Source organism: Vibrio hepatarius (genome assembly GCF_001274785.1).
Taxonomy (GTDB): Bacteria; Pseudomonadota; Gammaproteobacteria; order Enterobacterales; family Vibrionaceae; genus Vibrio; species Vibrio hepatarius.
Map to the genome: position 1 here is coordinate 711,637 of NZ_LHPI01000001.1, position 15,146 is coordinate 726,782.

Genomic DNA, 15,146 nt, shown 5'->3' on the forward strand with positions numbered 1-15,146 from the left:
GTTCCTTAGTTTGCTTTCACGTTCGTACTAGAGCAAATCTGTTTGACTTGAGTGTTTAGCTTGATCTCATCCAGCTCTTGTTGGCTGGTCAATCCTACGCCTACTTGGCTGACGGCCATTGCCGACAATGCCGTTGCAAAGCGTAGTAAATCTGTATTGGGTAGTGCTTGCATATGACCCCAGCATAGACCTGCGACTAGGGTGTCACCCGCACCGACTGTACTAACCACGCTCATCTTTGGTGGTTGAGCTTGGAGCCATTCACCGTCGTTTAACCACATCACACCGTCAGCACCCATTGAAACAACAATGTTTTCGATGCCATTTCCGGCCAAAGATTGAGCTGCGTCGCGACACGCTTCAAAAGAGCCAAGTTCTTGACCGAGTAAATCACTCAGCTCTTCATCGTTAGGTTTAATTAACCAAGGTTGGGCTTCGATACCAGCTGCCAGTGCGGATTTGCTACTATCGAACAACACCTTTTTGCCTTGATGGCGTAATTTGCTAATCCACGAGGCACAAAGCTCTGGTGTAACGCCGCTCGGCAAACTGCCTGCGAGGACGAAATAATCGTGCTCTTCGGCTAGCTTAAACAGTACCTTTTCAAAACGATCAATTTCTAACGGAGAGACCTGCACGCCAGGGAAGTTGATATCGCTAACTTGACCATCTTTTTCGACGAGTTTGACGTTGATTCGAGTCGCGCCTTCAACTTGAATGAACTCGTTGATTGCACCAATTTCGTCGAATAGTTGATGAAATAGCTCTGGGTTGTCTTTACCTAGAAACCCCGTCACGGTGACTTGCGCGCCTAAATCGCTGAGAACTTTGGCAACGTTAACGCCTTTACCTGCCGCATGTAGGTTACTGTTATTCACCAAGCTGACTGAGCCGACGTTGAGTTCGTCGAGACTACCGGTCAGATCGAGCGCTGGGTTCAGCGTAATGGTGACAACTTTGTTAGTTTTTAAGCTCTGCATAACTCGCCCCTTAACCTTCACCAAGGCCAGATGCAATGGCATTACCGATTGATTCAAGCGCTAATGATGCGTCCGGTCCTTCGGCGGTAAACTGAAGTTGATGGCCGTGTTTAACGCCTAGTGCGATAACTTTCATTAAGCTCTTCGCATTCACGGCTTTACCGTCACCATCAAGGTTGGAAACACGAATGTTGGATTCAAACTTCTTCGCTTCTGCAACCAGCATTGCACCCGGACGAGCGTGTAAACCATGCGCGTTTTTAATTTTGAATACTGCTTGGTTGCCAGTTTCTGATTCTTGAGTGGCAACTTGTTCGCCTTTTAACAGCGCCAGAAGCTGCTCTGTATCTGCGCTAAGTAGCTCGTCTTGTTGGTTCTCAAAAACCATTTTAGATAGTGTATTTAGCAAGGCTTGGTGAGAACCATTACACGCTGCGAATGCAAATAAAGCGCGTACTGGCTGTTGCTCATATGTAAACTCATCTACACTTGAAACAAACGCTGCTCCGCTGCGAGAAACACTTTGATCGCTGCCCACTAACCAAATACCTTTGCCTAAATGCGTCGGCGCTTTTGCAACTACATCGGCAACAAACGCACTTTCAGCACACCCCGCGTTTTTCAACAAACCAGAAGCGACGGCGCTCAGTTGAACCATGTCATTGGCAGGGAAGTTTAGTTGAACTAATGAAGCATCGAACTCTGCTTCCAGTTGTACGTCACCATTGAGCAGAGCAATGATCTCTTCAGCAGATTTAGAGTTACGTAGACGTTCTTCAACGCCATCAGCACCAAGCACTTTGGTCAGCTGCTTAAGGATGCTTAAATGTTCATCAGATTTTGCAGCAATACCAATGGCGAGATACACAACATTGCCATCACCCCAATCAACGCCAGCAGGGAAGTGATGTACGGCAACACCGGTTGTTTTCACCATTGAGCGCGTATCTGTTGTTCCGTGAGGAATAGCAATACCGTTACCCAAAAATGTTGAATTTTGGTTTTCACGATCCAACATGCCAGTGACATAAGCCTCTTCCACCAGCCCTTTAGAGCTAAGGCTTATTGCAACGTTCTTAATTGCTTCAGTCTTATCGTTCGCAGATTGCGACAGAGTAATATCGTTTGTATTCAGCTTAAGCATGGTGCTTCTCCCAGCTTTACGTTATTCGGTTATTCTTGATTCAGCCTCATTAACTGAATCGATTCAGCAGCTAAGTAAAATAAAAGAATTCAGCGAAACCTTGATGAAAAATCCATATCTTAGCGATCGGTTTTTAGCATAGTCCGAAATGGAGTATTAAGGTGACCTCGTTCAATTTTTCAGGTTTTGCTGAATCCTTTCAGCTTTAATACTGAATCGGTTCAGCATATAATTCAACTCAAGGTAGGATCTTTAATTGGTAATTATGATCCCGCGCACAGAACAAGGTTAATGATATGACACTAGATGAAGTGGCAAAGTTAGCTGGGGTTTCTAAAACCACTGCGAGCTATGTGATAAATGGGAAAGCGCAGAAGTATCGCATTAGCGAGCAGACACAGCGTAAAGTGATGGCGGTGGTTGAAGAGCATAACTACAGACCAGATCTAGCTGCGAGCACGTTAAGAGCAGGGCAAAGTCGTTCGTTTGGTTTGATTATTCCAGACTTGGAGAACACCAGTTACGCACGTTTAGCCAAATTACTTGAACAGAACTCGCGCTCAGCAGGTTACCAAATCCTTATTGGTTGCTCTGACGACAATCCAGAAACAGAAAGAAGTGTCGTACAAGCGTTAGTTAGCCGAAAAGTCGATGCTTTGTTTGTTGCCAGCGTGATCCCTGAAGCAAGCGAGTTTTATTTGGAACTGCAAAAAAGCGGAACACCTGTAATCGCTCTCGACCGTCCTTTAGATGATGAACACTTTTCTTGTGTTATTAGCGAGGACTTTGGTGCTGCGTACGATTTAACGCAATCATTGCTCAGTGACAATGTCACTAAAATTGGTTTAATCGGTGCGTTGCCAGACTTGAACATATCGCGTGAGCGTGAACTAGGTTTTAACTCAGCAGCGAACAAAGCGAATGTCGAAACGGTCATAGGCTATGGCAAGCACTTTAACCGAGAAGATGGTAAAGCGGTTCTTAAGCGGTGGATAGAGGAGCAAACCGTACCCGACGCGATCATTACGACTTCGTATACCTTATTAGAAGGGGTGCTTGATGTACTGTTGGAACAGCCACAACTGGTTGAGAAGCTAAACATTGCCACCTTTGGTGATAATCGCTTACTCGATTTTCTGCCTGTGAAAATCAACTCTCTTCCGCAGCAATTCGAATTGATTGCCGACAGCGCAATGGCACTAGCATTGAATGCAGCGTCAAAACGCTATCAACCTGGAATCGAGCTGGTGCCAAGAAAGATAGTTGTACGTCGTTAAGATAGTAAAAAGCGCCAAACGGCGCTTTTTTAATACTGGAATCGAACAGACATGGTGGCTTGCGGACCGTACAAACCGTTATTTCGCATTTCTGCAGACAGTGATAACTGTTCAGTAGAATGGAATCGTACGCCTGCGTGAACAACCGATGCATCGTCATTTCGACCAAGACGCCCAGTTGCTTCAATTTGGTCTGTTAACCATAAACGCACACCGATATTCATCTCGATCTGAGTATCGTTATCTCGATGTGAATCATCTGGGAAGTCAACGTAGTGAAGTAGTAGTTGCCCATAAACATCAGCAAACTGGTTTACTGGGCCATTAAAGCCAATACCTGCCGCGATATCTGAGTCGTCTTCAAACTGAGTGTCGATACGTGCGACTAGGTGAGAGTTCTCAGTAAGAAACATGCTGCCTTCAACACCGACCATTTCAGGGTTTACAGCAGTGCGGACTTCCATGAAGTTGTAGTTGAAGTTGTTAGCGTTTGCGATTCCAGTAAAGCCAGCGCATGCAATAGCGCTGGCTATGATTAACTTTTTCAAAGCAGTCTCCGACTTGCATCAATTTTTTGACTGTAGGTTACAATGCAATATGCAAGCCAGAATACTAACGTAATTATCAGATAATGAAACAGTTTTACAGGATTTGGATGTGCTCAACCTCAATTTCTGGCGTATTGCCGCCTTCATATTCACCAAATAGGCGTAATTTCTGCTTTTCGTCTAATGGTGCTTCGAGTTTGATGTCGTCGTCCAACTCAACTTGGATTTCAGATTTTCCGTCGCTCAGTATGAACGTATCGGCGCTAATCTGACGGATTAATTGACCTTCAACAACAACGTCTTTTTCCGCGAAGTAGCTCGTGTCTTGGAGTAACGAATCGATGGTATCTAAGCTGACAGGTCCTTGATACTTAACCACATCTGATTGTTTGTCTGATGCATTTGCCAATGCCGATACCGAAATTAATGTTGCAGCAATAATTGGAAGAGTTTTCATAAATTCACCTTTGCCTTTACTTAAGTGTTGTTAGTTGGTGTGAGTGCTATTAAACAACTTGTGCTTTGAACCTACAGTGAGTGAACTATTCATATTCGATTCATTGTTGTGTATTGCGTGCAACACGCTATCATCGGTCATTATTCTCCTCATAGATCATAAAGTTAATTATGCAGCCAACGACAAAAGCACTGATGGTGCAGGGAACGACCTCAGATGCCGGAAAAAGTGTATTAGTGGCAGCTTTGTGCCGCGTTTTAGCACGCAAAGGTGTCAATGTGGCACCGTTCAAACCGCAGAACATGGCTTTAAACAGCGCGGTGACTGCAGATGGCGGCGAAATTGGGCGCGCGCAATACGTTCAGGCAATGGCAGCAAACATACCAGCTAGCGTCGATATGAACCCTGTGTTGTTGAAGCCAAACACTGATATGGGCGCCCAAGTGATAGTGCAAGGTAAAGCGGTGGCAGACATGAATGCGATTGGCTACCAAAGCTACAAAGAGTTTGCGTTACCTTTTGTTATGGACTCATTCCACAAGCTACAACAACAGTTTGATACCATCGTTATCGAAGGGGCGGGAAGCCCAGCCGAAGTCAATCTGCGTGAAAACGATATCGCCAATATGGGATTTGCTGAGGAAGCGGATATCCCGGTAATCATAATTGCAGATATCGACAAGGGCGGCGTGTTTGCCCACTTGTACGGTACACTGGCATTGTTGTCTGAAAGCGAACAAAAGCGTGTAATTGGTTTTGTGATCAATCGCTTTCGTGGTGATTTGAGCCTTCTCCAATCAGGTTTAGATTGGTTGGAACAAAAGACCAACAAACCTGTTATTGGTGTGCTGCCGTATCTACACGGTTTTGACCTAGAGGCGGAAGACGCAATTAACAGCTCACAAGTCACTCAAGGTGAAGCAAAGTTAAATGTCGTTGTTCCCGTTTTCCCGCGAATCAGCAACCACACCGATTTTGATATCTTGCGAAGTAATCCAGATATCAACCTGCGCTACGTTGGACCGGGAGAACGTTTAGACCGTGCGGACTTGATTGTACTACCAGGCTCAAAATCGGTACGCAACGATCTTGCTCATTTGAGAGAGCAAGGCTGGGATAAGGATATCGCTCGCCACATCCGTCTAGGTGGTAAAGTCATGGGTATTTGTGGTGGATACCAAATGTTGGGCAAATCCATTTCCGATCCATTAGGCATTGAAGGCGAAGCAGGCAGCTCTGACGGACTCGGATACTTAGATTTGATGACTGAACTTGCAGCAGAGAAAACGTTGACTAATGTTGTTGGCACTATGACGTTGCAAGGCCTACAAACCAAAGTTAAAGGCTATGAAATTCATGCTGGCGTAACACAGGTAAATGAACAGCCGTTAATGACATTGAGCAATGGTCAAACTGATGGCGCGATCAGTGATTGCAATCAAGTGATAGGAACCTATTTACATGGTATCTTTGACGCTTCAGGTGTTCTGAACACTGTCGCAAACTGGGTGATAGGTGACAATGTCACTAGTATTAATCATACGAAAAATCAGGAAGATGCGATTAATCGAATCGCAGATGCGGTCGAAGAACACCTCAACTTAAAACTGCTATGGCCTGAAATGGACTAACCACTCAATGAAAATACACAAATCGATACTCATCCCTGTATTGCTCGGTATCAGTTTCGCGTCAAACGCAAAAGAGAAGCTTACTATTTACGCAGCGTCATCAATGACGAACGCAGTAACAGAGCTTGTTGAACAGTTTGAAAAGCAGCAGGATGTAGTTGTGACGACAGTGTTTGCTGGGAGTTCTTCGTTGGCTAGACAACTGGCCCATGGCGCACCTGCCGATATTTTCATTTCAGCTAATCAAAAATGGGCACAATACCTTGTAGAACAGGGAGCCACCAAGAGTGACAGTGTCACTAATATCGCATCAAATAGCTTAGTTGTGATCACAGCAAAACAGAATAAAGAGAGTTTAGACCAGACCAATGTCGATTCATGGTTAAATCTCGTAGGTGATAGCCGACTAGCCATTGGCCAACCTGACGCGGTTCCTGCAGGAATGTACGCAAAAGAATCACTACAAAGCATGAAACTGTGGGAGCCACTGAGTGATAAATTGGCACCAACCAACAACGTACGTATTGCTTTGGCACTAGTAGAACGACAAGAAGCAAGCTTAGGCATTGTATATCGAACTGATGCGTTGCTCAGCGATAAAGTTACTATCCTTGCGACATTGCCGGAATCGTCCCATCAGAAAATCACTTATCCAATGGCGACATTGAATGACAGACAGTTGACAGAAGCTTTTAACCAGTTTGTTATTAGCCAATCCGGTAAAGAAACTCTAGCTAAGTTTGGTTTTAACTAATATGTTCGATTTTCTAACAGACTATGAAACACAAGCTCTTTTGTTGAGTTTGCGCGTCGCGACATACACCATAGTTTGGCTCATTCCTTTAGGCGTAGGGATCGCTTGGGTATTAGCGAAAAAGGAATTCATTGGTAAAAACCTGCTCGATAGCGTAATTCACTTACCTTTGGTATTGCCACCTGTTGTGATTGGTTATTTGCTACTGATTTCAATGGGACGACAGGGCGTTGTAGGTAAATGGCTATACGACAGTTTAGGGATTGTATTCTCGTTCAACTGGAAGGGTGCGGTACTGGCGTGCATCGTCGTCGCTTTGCCACTAATGGTTCGTTCGATTCGTTTGAGTCTTGAAAGTGTTGACCACAAACTCGAACAAGCGGCAGCAACGCTTGGAGCTTCACCTGTCAAAGTGTTTTTTACTATCACTTTGCCTCTTATTGCTCCGGGTATCATCACTGGCACTATGCTGTCATTTGCTCGCAGCCTTGGCGAATTTGGCGCAACCATCAGCTTCGTTTCTAATATTCCTGGAGAAACGCAAACCATTCCTTTGGCAATGTACAGTTTTATCGAAACCCCAGGCTCTGAAACCGAAGCGATGCGTTTGTGCATCATATCGATTGTGATTGCTTTAGCGTCTATGATGCTCTCTGAGTGGATGTCACGCTATACGCACAAGCGTTTAAGAGGCTGATATGACCGGAATTCAAATACGTTACCAGCAGCAGCTAGGCACGCAATTCTTTGATATCGACCTGAAGCTACCCGCGAAAGGTATTTCAGCGATTTTTGGGCGCTCTGGAGCGGGAAAAACATCACTGATCAATGTGGTTGCTGGTCTAAAAACGCCATCCAGTGGTGTTATCGATATCAATGGCCGTCATTTATTCGATTCCCAGGCAGGCATTGATGTTCCTGTCCATAAGCGCAACGTGGGTTATGTGTTCCAAGACGCACGTTTGTTCCCGCATTTTAAGGTGAAGGGAAATCTGTTGTATGGTGCCGCTAAACTGGACCAAGCTTATTACCAACAAATCATCGAGCTGTTAGCACTTGAACCATTGCTACACCGTTTCCCTCATCAACTGTCTGGCGGCGAAAAGCAACGTGTGGCGATTGGTCGAGCTTTGCTATCTAAACCTGATATCTTGTTGATGGACGAGCCACTCGCGTCATTGGATCTACCACGAAAAAGAGAAGTGCTGCCGTTTCTTGAGCAACTTGCGCATAGCATTGAAGTGCCAATTATTTATGTATCTCATAGCCTCAACGAAGTTTTACGTTTGGCGCAGAACTTAGTTGTGATTGATAACGGCAAGGTCGCCGCGTGCGGGACACTGGAAGAAGTGTGGGCGTCGAATGAAATGAAACCCTGGCAGTCGTTCTCTGAGAGGAGCTCGCTGTTTGAAGCCCATGTTGTAAAGCACAATCACGAATATGCGCTTTCTCAAGTTCAATTGGCGCCAGAGGTCAACTTGTGGGTGCAGAAGATTGAAGGCGAGCCAGGAAGCAGTGTACGTTTGCAAGTTCGAGCCAATGACGTTTCCCTTGTGCTTGATCCACCAAGCCGAACTTCGATACGTAACGTGCTTAAAGGCGTGATATCCAGTATAGAGGCGCATAGCCACGGTGAGGACAAAAAGAGCGTCTCAGTGACCATTAAGCTCGCTGAAGGCTGTTTGCTCGTTGCAACCATTACTGGTTGGGCATGTGACGACTTAGATCTTAAAGTCGGAATGGATGTCTTCACTCAAATCAAAGGCGTCAGTGTGACGCAAAAAGACGTGGTATTGTCTTAATAAAAACGCCGCATCTCTGCGGCGTTTTTTTATCGGTTACTTCGCGAACACGTCAGTGAAGTCACGCTTTAAGATAGGGTCGCGGCGCGCTTTCTTAATTTGCTTAACCATGTCTTTCACGCAGTTGTGAAGAACTTGGTCTAGTAGCTGCGCACGGTACTCTTCTTTCTCTTCATCTGTCATGCCTTCCGGTAATTTTAGAGTCGGGAACTCTTCCATCACGTTGATGCCTGCAAATGCCTGACTTACTGAAATAAGTGCATGGAACTGCTCGAAGTTATCTAGAACGTTTTGAGCACTGTTAGGCAGCTCTTCCCATGCTTCACGAACCGCTTCTTCTGAAACTTCGTGGATTGACGTTACCATGTAGTGCATCGCTTCCGGCACTTCATCAAATTCAATTACTTGGCGAAGTTCAGCAGAAACCGTAGCGAGGTCGACTGTTGGTTGTTCTGGTTGATTAACGTCAGACATTATCTATTTCTCTTAAAAGTGTGTATGTGTCGGCGCTATCGTAAAAAAATGGCGATAAATGTCAACCATGATTGGCTGATTCCACCGGTGTAGAGTATCATTTGTCATATGCATTTGATTTAACAGAGAATGAATAAACAGTATGATGCTAGCATCTGGCTCATCGATGAAGATACTGCTAGTGGACGATGTTCAACTAGAGCGTATGCAATTGGCTATTCGTCTAAAACAACTTGGTCATATCGTAGAGACGGCAAGCTCAGGTCATGAAGCGCTCGCGATCTACGCTGATTTCGAGCCTGAAGTCATTCTTCTGGATATTTCAATGCCGGATATGGATGGCTTTGAGTTGTCGGCTAAAATCCGCGCTATGTATCCTGAATGGGTTCCGATTATCTTCCTAAGCAGTCATGATGAGCCAACGATGATCGCCAGTGCAATTGAGGCCGGTGGGGATGATTACCTGATCAAGCCAGTGGATAAAGTCGTTCTGAACTCCAAGCTTATCGCGATGCAACGTATCGCGTTTATGAGACGTGAGTTAAAGCAAAAAACACGAGCACTCGCGAAAGCGAATGAAGAGCTGGCGCGCTTGGCGCAAGAAGACGGATTAACTAAAGTCGCGAATCGTCGTTATATTGACCAAAAATTCCAAGAGATGATCGCTACTAACGGACGTTACGGTCTACCGCTTAGCGTCATCTTACTCGATGTCGACCACTTCAAAGCGTACAACGATAATTACGGGCATATCGAAGGTGATAAGTGCTTGGTTTTGATCTCCAACGCGCTGTCCGAGCTGTTTGTGCGTAGCAGTGAAATAGTAGGGCGGTATGGCGGTGAAGAGTTTATTATTTTGCTCAGCCACCCAAGCCGAGAAAAACTGATAGAAGATGCGCAACGAATAAAAGGAGCGCTTGAAGGACTGGCAATACCGCATGACTTCAGTGAAACCTCTTATTTAGTTACCGTGTCACAAGGACTTCTCTTTATTGAGCCAACGGGTCATGAAACCACCGAAGAGATTTATTCTCGGGTAGATAAAGCACTGTATCGTGCTAAATTAGCAGGTAGGGACTGCTACGAGTTGGCAGACTGACGCCAATTGGTCTTATTAATACGCTGACAATTACAAAAGACTTATATGAAGAAGCTTTTTCCTTCACGCTATATTGTTGTTTTATATTGCGGTTTGCCTGTTGTTTCTTTGGCAGAAGGGTATAACTCTGTTAGAACCTATGTAGAGCAGACATTCGCTACCTCTATTGTATTAACCGATAGTGACGTGTTTACTGTCGGCATTCATGATTTTGACCCAAATGAATGGTTCAGTCTGGAAAATGAAGCCATCGGTTCGGACGAATCGGTGTCTTTGCGCCAGCAAGTCGCTGTTTCCACGTTACCGTATTCATTTGAACTAAGTGATGAAAACGACCCGCATAAACACTCGTTCTTTACTCGCTTCTCCATTATCCGCTCTGAACAAGATTTTAGTTTGAGATCACAAGACCCAGCGGATTATAACGACCAATACGTATTTGGCGCGTTCGCCGCCTATCGATACCGCTATCAACTTACCGATGGGTGGACACTCACTCCGGGGATTGGTCTGCATTTGCAGTATTTCCGAAACGAACACGATTACAAAAGCGAATTTTCCCGCCAAGTCGCACAGCCTGTATTGGATGACGTGCTATTCAATACCGATGCATGGGCGCTGAGCTATGAGCCTCATGTTGAAGCAAAATATACTAAGCCGACAGAATGGGGCAGTTGGAACTTTTCTTCTGCGTTCCACTATTTTTACGGCACTGGCTGGGGGGAAGCTAACCTAGGTGATATTGGCAACCCAGAAGGCTGGTACACCGCTAATGGGATTGAAATGTACTATAACGTGACTCGTTGGGGGCCAAGCGTCCAGTCGGTTTATGCTAGCTTGAGAAGAATCGACTTGGGCGGCGACACAGACGAACCGTTGGATACGCCTCACTATTACGAAGGGTCTATAGGTTGGTTACTGACACCGCCGTTTGAATCGTCTTGGATAGACAACGTTGGCTTAGGATTGAGTATCAACTACGGAAGCGCATTTAAAGGCGGAAGTATTGTTTTCTTCTTTAACCAAATCGATTAAGTAAAACAAACTTGGTTGCGGCCTTTTTGTTTGGCCAAATATAGCGCGACATCGGCACTTTTCATCACTTGGTAAACGCCTTTAGCTTTAGTGCTATCACAAACGCCAATACTGATCGTAATGTTGGTCACTTCACCTTTGCGCTGACCACTGCGCTTTTTCGCCCCTTCTTTTTCATCTTTTGGACGGTTATCGACATCACGCAATACTAGATCATAGGCTTCAACGGACGCACGAAGGTTTTCAAGGTGAACTTTGGCTTGTTCCGCTGTTTTCCCTTTGAACAGAACGGTAAATTCCTCACCTCCATATCGATAAATACGCGCACCACCACCAACACGTTCCATTTGACTCGCGACCAAACGTAACACGTCATCACCTGTATCATGCCCATAGGTATCATTAAATGACTTAAAGTGGTCAATGTCGATCATAGCGATAGTGTAACGTCTACCTAAGTGACGGAGATCCGACTCCAACGCTAACCGTCCAGGTATATTGGTCAATTGGTCTTTAAACGCCAGTTCATGACTTGCAGAGAGTAAATAAGTAAGCATCAACACGCCAGAAAGTGAAAACATCATGCTGGAGATATGAGGAATGTGGAAAAAAATGAATGTCACTGAAGACAATAAACACGCGGAGTAGATGACAACGTCTGATATACGGTTTAAGCTCATAACAAACATAGCAAAAACCAATACCATAGTTGATGAATACAACACAAGAATCAGTGGTAGTTTCGAGACTGTTGGTACGACGAATAAGAAAGTGTCGTTGATGTTCTCAAAGCCACCATCATAAAAGTGGGTCAAGATTAAGTAACACCACATTACGATGCAGCCTAGTGTCATCAAATAAAGCACTAGGGACTTAATAAAAGTCGAGTTGCGCTTGAAAACAAAGACTAATACTAAGGTTACAGGCAGCAGTGCGGCCAATAACGACAGTTCTAAGATCGTCGTTCCAGTTGAAAGAGGTGATTGTAGTCTTTCTTGGATAAACCAGTAGGCTGTGAGCATTGCGCACGAGACCATAGCGATGTGGTTCTGTTTGAATGCATAAGAAAGCGCTAAGCAACAGAAAAACAGTACAAACGGCAAATTCGACAGAATACCAAGGTTGGACTTAGTAAAATCGATGATGGAATCAAGTCCAAGATAGACGAACGCCAACAACAATAACGGTAACGTCAAACGAAACCAATTTGATGTGACGACAGAAAAAGACATTGGAATTAGCCTGGAAGTACTAGTAAATCGTTAATGTTAAGTTGTCTAGAATACTTTGATTTATTGAATTTCCAAGCTTTTTACTAAACTAACAATATAAATTTGAGCGTATGAATAATTTATGAACAAAATATGCTCAAAGCCGATACTTACGTTCGCTTGTTTTTGACAAGACTCTTGATAGGAACTATATGCGTATGCAAATTAGCGAAGATGTACATAACTACATGGAAACTTTGGTAGGTCAAGCACTTGCACAACCTGAGTTTAGTGATAGATTTGACGACGATCAGCTAGCAGACATGGCATGTATTGCATTAAATCAATTGAAGCCAGTTTACATTCGGCATGATGTTGATTTTCTTTCTTCGCTTCCTGAAAGCCGTTTAGTCGCCTTAAAGAATTCGGCTTTAACGGCGTTAGATGTCGCAAAAGAAATGATCATTAATGATCCACGCAGTAATCGCGCCGACGTTCCGGCTGTTTTTACCAAACCTGAATTTGATGAAGATAAAGAGTTGGAATGGTACGAAACGCCAATTTTGCCGCGCAATACGAAACGATAAGGAGATATTGTGGGACTGTTTTCTCGCTTATTTGGTAACAAAAACACTCAACCAACCCAAATAGAGGTAGATCCGATCGAATACAAAGGTTTCTTAATTTACCAAGAAGCCATTGGGGAAGGTGGGCAATTTAGAATCGCAGGGCGAATTACCAAGGAAATTGATGGGGAAGTAAAAACCCACAAATTTATACGTTCTGATCTGTTGCCAACTCAAAGTGACGCAGATGAGTTTATGCTGAAAAAGGCGCAAATGTTTATCGATCAAATGGGCGATAGCATTTTTCAATAAGATACCTGCCAAAGTTGACAAACATCATAATTTTAAGAGCCATTAGTCGTTATGCTGGTGGCTCTTTTTTCATGCGCGATGAGATAATCTATTGTTTTGATAGCCGTTTGCTTTACTGGTTTGACCTCCGCGTAGTTCGTTAGGTCTTGTTTAAAACAGTTCTATAAGCAGAATGGTTCATTACCAACAGTTATATGTAATGATGATTTACCTATTTTTCTATAGGTTGGTTTAAGTGTATAAAATTGTTTGGATAAAGAATCAAAATAATCATTGTTGCCAATAGTCAAGGAATAGCTAATGCAAATTGGTGTGCCAAAAGAAATACTCGCAGGTGAGACGCGAGTGGCTGCATCGCCAAAGTCGGTCGAGCAGTTATTGAAATTGGGTTTCGAGGTCGTTGTCGAAACCGGAGCGGGGGAATTAGCGAGTTTTGACGATGCGGCTTTTGAAGCTGCTGGAGCAAAAGTCGGATCCAAAGATGATGTCTGGGGTTCAGACCTGATTTTAAAAGTTAATGCCCCTTTAACTGAACCCGTAGATGAAATTGCACTACTCAAGGAAGGCGCGACATTAATCAGCTTTATCTGGCCAGCTCAGAATCCTGAATTAATGGAAAAACTGTCTAGCAAAAACATTAACGTGCTTGCGATGGACTCTGTACCGCGTATTTCACGTGCACAATCACTTGATGCTCTATCGTCAATGGCGAACATCGCAGGTTACCGCGCTGTTGTTGAAGCTGCACATGAATTCGGTCGCTTCTTCACTGGTCAAATCACGGCGGCAGGTAAAGTGCCACCAGCAAAAGTACTTGTAGCAGGCGCTGGTGTGGCTGGTTTGGCGGCTATCGGTGCTGCTGGTAGCCTTGGTGCAATCGTTCGTGCTTTCGACGTTCGTCCTGAAGTAAAAGAGCAAGTTCAGTCGATGGGTGCTGAGTTCCTTGAGGTCGACTTCAAAGAAGACTCAGGCGCTGGCGACGGCTACGCAAAAGAAATGTCAGATGAATTCAACAAAAAAGCGGCTGAGCTTTACGCTGAGCAAGCAAAAGACGTTGATATCATTATTACAACCGCACTGATTCCTGGTCGCCCTGCGCCTAAATTGATCACCAAAGAGATGGTTGATTCAATGAAAGCTGGCAGCGTTATCGTTGACTTAGCTGCGGCTAACGGTGGTAACTGCGAATACACAGTGGCGGACAAAGTGATCACGACTGCTAACGGCGTTAAGATCATTGGCTACACCGATATGGTTGGTCGCTTACCAACGCAATCTTCTCAACTTTACGCAACTAACATCGTCAACTTGCTGAAACTACTTAGCAAAGAAAAAGATGGCAACATCAACATTGACTTTGAAGATGTGGTTCTACGCGGTGTAACCGTGGTTAAAGAAGGCGAGGTGACTTGGCCGGCTCCACCTATTCAGGTGTCTGCTCAACCAGAGCAAAAACCAGCTCAAGCACAAGTTAAACCAGAGCCAAAAGTAAAAGAACCAACTTCACCAGCGAAAAAAATCGCTGCATTGGTTGCCGCTGTTGGCGCATTTGCATGGGTTGCGTCTGTTGCTCCGGCAGCATTCTTGTCGCACTTCACTGTCTTTGTTCTCGCTTGTGTCGTGGGCTACTACGTGGTTTGGAACGTGACACACGCTCTACATACGCCACTGATGTCTGTTACGAATGCGATTTCGGGCATTATCGTTGTTGGTGCATTACTGCAAATTGGTCAAGGAAATGGCGTAGTCTCTTTCTTGTCTTTCATTGCCGTACTTATCGCAAGTATCAACATATTTGGTGGTTTCACCGTAACCAAGCGCATGCTTGAAATGTTCCGTAAAGATTAAGGAGTAAC

Annotated in this window: 16 protein-coding genes; 10 read left to right on the forward strand and 6 right to left on the reverse strand. The window is 44.6% G+C overall.

Features of this window, described 5'->3' with window-relative positions; genetic code table 11:
• Positions 1-5: 5 nt before the first annotated feature.
• Positions 6-980: a 1-phosphofructokinase gene (gene pfkB, locus AKJ31_RS03160; protein ID WP_053407623.1), complete on the reverse strand. Its 975-nt coding sequence runs from the start codon at positions 978-980 to the stop codon at positions 6-8.
• A 10-nt stretch (positions 981-990) separates the two neighbouring features.
• Entirely contained in the window at positions 991-2,124 is a 1,134-nt protein-coding gene (gene fruB, locus AKJ31_RS03165; RefSeq protein WP_053407624.1) for a fused PTS fructose transporter subunit IIA/HPr protein, read from the reverse strand.
• Positions 2,125-2,420: 296 nt separating this feature from the next.
• Between fruB and cra the strand changes: the two genes are divergently transcribed.
• Positions 2,421-3,401, forward strand: coding sequence for a catabolite repressor/activator (cra, locus tag AKJ31_RS03170; RefSeq protein WP_053407625.1), 981 nt, complete (start codon positions 2,421-2,423; stop codon positions 3,399-3,401).
• A gap of 29 nt (positions 3,402-3,430) precedes the next feature.
• Here cra and AKJ31_RS03175 read toward each other — a convergent pair whose 3' ends face one another.
• A complete protein-coding gene (locus AKJ31_RS03175) occupies positions 3,431-3,949 on the reverse strand; it encodes a hypothetical protein (RefSeq protein ID WP_053407626.1) in 519 nt (172 codons plus the stop codon).
• A 94-nt stretch (positions 3,950-4,043) separates the two neighbouring features.
• Positions 4,044-4,406, reverse strand: coding sequence for a YgiW/YdeI family stress tolerance OB fold protein (locus AKJ31_RS03180; protein WP_053407627.1), 363 nt, complete (start codon positions 4,404-4,406; stop codon positions 4,044-4,046).
• A 170-nt stretch (positions 4,407-4,576) separates the two neighbouring features.
• On the opposite strand from AKJ31_RS03180, the gene AKJ31_RS03185 reads away from it, so the two are divergent.
• Genes AKJ31_RS03185 through modC form a run of 4 tightly spaced genes read left to right on the forward strand, consistent with a single transcriptional unit; the run spans position 4,577 to position 8,593 of the window.
• The gene (locus AKJ31_RS03185; RefSeq protein ID WP_053407628.1) at positions 4,577-6,037 is read left to right on the forward strand and encodes a cobyric acid synthase; all 1,461 of its coding nucleotides are present in this window, start codon (positions 4,577-4,579) and stop codon (positions 6,035-6,037) included.
• Between the two features lie 7 nt (positions 6,038-6,044).
• The gene (modA, locus tag AKJ31_RS03190; RefSeq protein ID WP_053407629.1) at positions 6,045-6,791 is read left to right on the forward strand and encodes a molybdate ABC transporter substrate-binding protein; all 747 of its coding nucleotides are present in this window, start codon (positions 6,045-6,047) and stop codon (positions 6,789-6,791) included.
• Between the two features lies 1 nt (position 6,792).
• Positions 6,793-7,488 (forward strand): molybdate ABC transporter permease subunit, encoded by a 696-nt coding sequence (gene modB / locus AKJ31_RS03195; RefSeq protein WP_053407630.1) that lies wholly within the window; start codon positions 6,793-6,795, stop codon positions 7,486-7,488.
• 1 nt (position 7,489) lies between these two features.
• On the forward strand, positions 7,490-8,593 hold the full coding sequence (gene modC / locus AKJ31_RS03200) for a molybdenum ABC transporter ATP-binding protein ModC (protein WP_053407631.1): 1,104 nt from the start codon (positions 7,490-7,492) through the stop codon (positions 8,591-8,593).
• Between the two features lie 36 nt (positions 8,594-8,629).
• Here modC and AKJ31_RS03205 read toward each other — a convergent pair whose 3' ends face one another.
• Entirely contained in the window at positions 8,630-9,067 is a 438-nt protein-coding gene (locus tag AKJ31_RS03205; protein WP_053407632.1) for a DUF3069 domain-containing protein, read from the reverse strand.
• Positions 9,068-9,212: 145 nt separating this feature from the next.
• Here AKJ31_RS03205 and AKJ31_RS03210 point away from each other — a divergent pair, with 145 nt between their 5' ends.
• Together AKJ31_RS03210 and AKJ31_RS03215 are read left to right on the forward strand one after the other, a co-directional pair.
• A complete protein-coding gene (locus AKJ31_RS03210) occupies positions 9,213-10,166 on the forward strand; it encodes a GGDEF domain-containing response regulator (protein ID WP_053407986.1) in 954 nt (317 codons plus the stop codon).
• Between the two features lie 45 nt (positions 10,167-10,211).
• The gene (locus AKJ31_RS03215) at positions 10,212-11,201 is read left to right on the forward strand and encodes a Solitary outer membrane autotransporter beta-barrel domain (protein ID WP_053407633.1); all 990 of its coding nucleotides are present in this window, start codon (positions 10,212-10,214) and stop codon (positions 11,199-11,201) included.
• On the opposite strand, the gene AKJ31_RS03220 is transcribed toward AKJ31_RS03215, so the two are convergent.
• On the reverse strand, positions 11,198-12,433 hold the full coding sequence (locus tag AKJ31_RS03220; RefSeq protein WP_053407634.1) for a GGDEF domain-containing protein: 1,236 nt from the start codon (positions 12,431-12,433) through the stop codon (positions 11,198-11,200). The genes AKJ31_RS03215 and AKJ31_RS03220 overlap by 4 nt on opposite strands.
• Positions 12,434-12,630: 197 nt before the next feature.
• Here AKJ31_RS03220 and AKJ31_RS03225 point away from each other — a divergent pair, with 197 nt between their 5' ends.
• From AKJ31_RS03225 to pntA, 3 genes are all read left to right on the forward strand, one after another.
• Positions 12,631-12,999, forward strand: coding sequence for a late competence development ComFB family protein (locus tag AKJ31_RS03225; RefSeq protein ID WP_053407987.1), 369 nt, complete (start codon positions 12,631-12,633; stop codon positions 12,997-12,999).
• 9 nt (positions 13,000-13,008) lie between these two features.
• The gene (locus tag AKJ31_RS03230) at positions 13,009-13,290 is read left to right on the forward strand and encodes an HlyU family transcriptional regulator (protein WP_053407635.1); all 282 of its coding nucleotides are present in this window, start codon (positions 13,009-13,011) and stop codon (positions 13,288-13,290) included.
• 300 nt (positions 13,291-13,590) lie between these two features.
• Entirely contained in the window at positions 13,591-15,138 is a 1,548-nt protein-coding gene (gene pntA / locus AKJ31_RS03235; protein WP_053407636.1) for a Re/Si-specific NAD(P)(+) transhydrogenase subunit alpha, read from the forward strand.
• Positions 15,139-15,146: the final 8 nt, after the last annotated feature.

What these genes read in the sequence shown, in the direction of transcription:
- AKJ31_RS03180 (WP_053407627.1), bottom strand. Translation starts at nt 4,406, where the DNA reads ATGAAAACTCTTCCAATTATTGCTGCAACATTAATTTCGGTATCGGCA.
- AKJ31_RS03205 (WP_053407632.1), bottom strand. Translation starts at nt 9,067, where the DNA reads ATGTCTGACGTTAATCAACCAGAACAACCAACAGTCGACCTCGCTACG.
- pfkB (WP_053407623.1), bottom strand. Translation starts at nt 980, where the DNA reads ATGCAGAGCTTAAAAACTAACAAAGTTGTCACCATTACGCTGAACCCA.
- modA (WP_053407629.1), top strand. Translation starts at nt 6,045, where the DNA reads ATGAAAATACACAAATCGATACTCATCCCTGTATTGCTCGGTATCAGT.
- modC (WP_053407631.1), top strand. Translation starts at nt 7,490, where the DNA reads ATGACCGGAATTCAAATACGTTACCAGCAGCAGCTAGGCACGCAATTC.
- modB (WP_053407630.1), top strand. Translation starts at nt 6,793, where the DNA reads ATGTTCGATTTTCTAACAGACTATGAAACACAAGCTCTTTTGTTGAGT.
- AKJ31_RS03215 (WP_053407633.1), top strand. Translation starts at nt 10,212, where the DNA reads ATGAAGAAGCTTTTTCCTTCACGCTATATTGTTGTTTTATATTGCGGT.
- pntA (WP_053407636.1), top strand. Translation starts at nt 13,591, where the DNA reads ATGCAAATTGGTGTGCCAAAAGAAATACTCGCAGGTGAGACGCGAGTG.
- AKJ31_RS03225 (WP_053407987.1), top strand. Translation starts at nt 12,631, where the DNA reads ATGCAAATTAGCGAAGATGTACATAACTACATGGAAACTTTGGTAGGT.
- fruB (WP_053407624.1), bottom strand. Translation starts at nt 2,124, where the DNA reads ATGCTTAAGCTGAATACAAACGATATTACTCTGTCGCAATCTGCGAAC.
- AKJ31_RS03210 (WP_053407986.1), top strand. Translation starts at nt 9,213, where the DNA reads ATGCTAGCATCTGGCTCATCGATGAAGATACTGCTAGTGGACGATGTT.
- cra (WP_053407625.1), top strand. Translation starts at nt 2,421, where the DNA reads ATGACACTAGATGAAGTGGCAAAGTTAGCTGGGGTTTCTAAAACCACT.
- AKJ31_RS03185 (WP_053407628.1), top strand. Translation starts at nt 4,577, where the DNA reads ATGCAGCCAACGACAAAAGCACTGATGGTGCAGGGAACGACCTCAGAT.
- AKJ31_RS03220 (WP_053407634.1), bottom strand. Translation starts at nt 12,433, where the DNA reads ATGTCTTTTTCTGTCGTCACATCAAATTGGTTTCGTTTGACGTTACCG.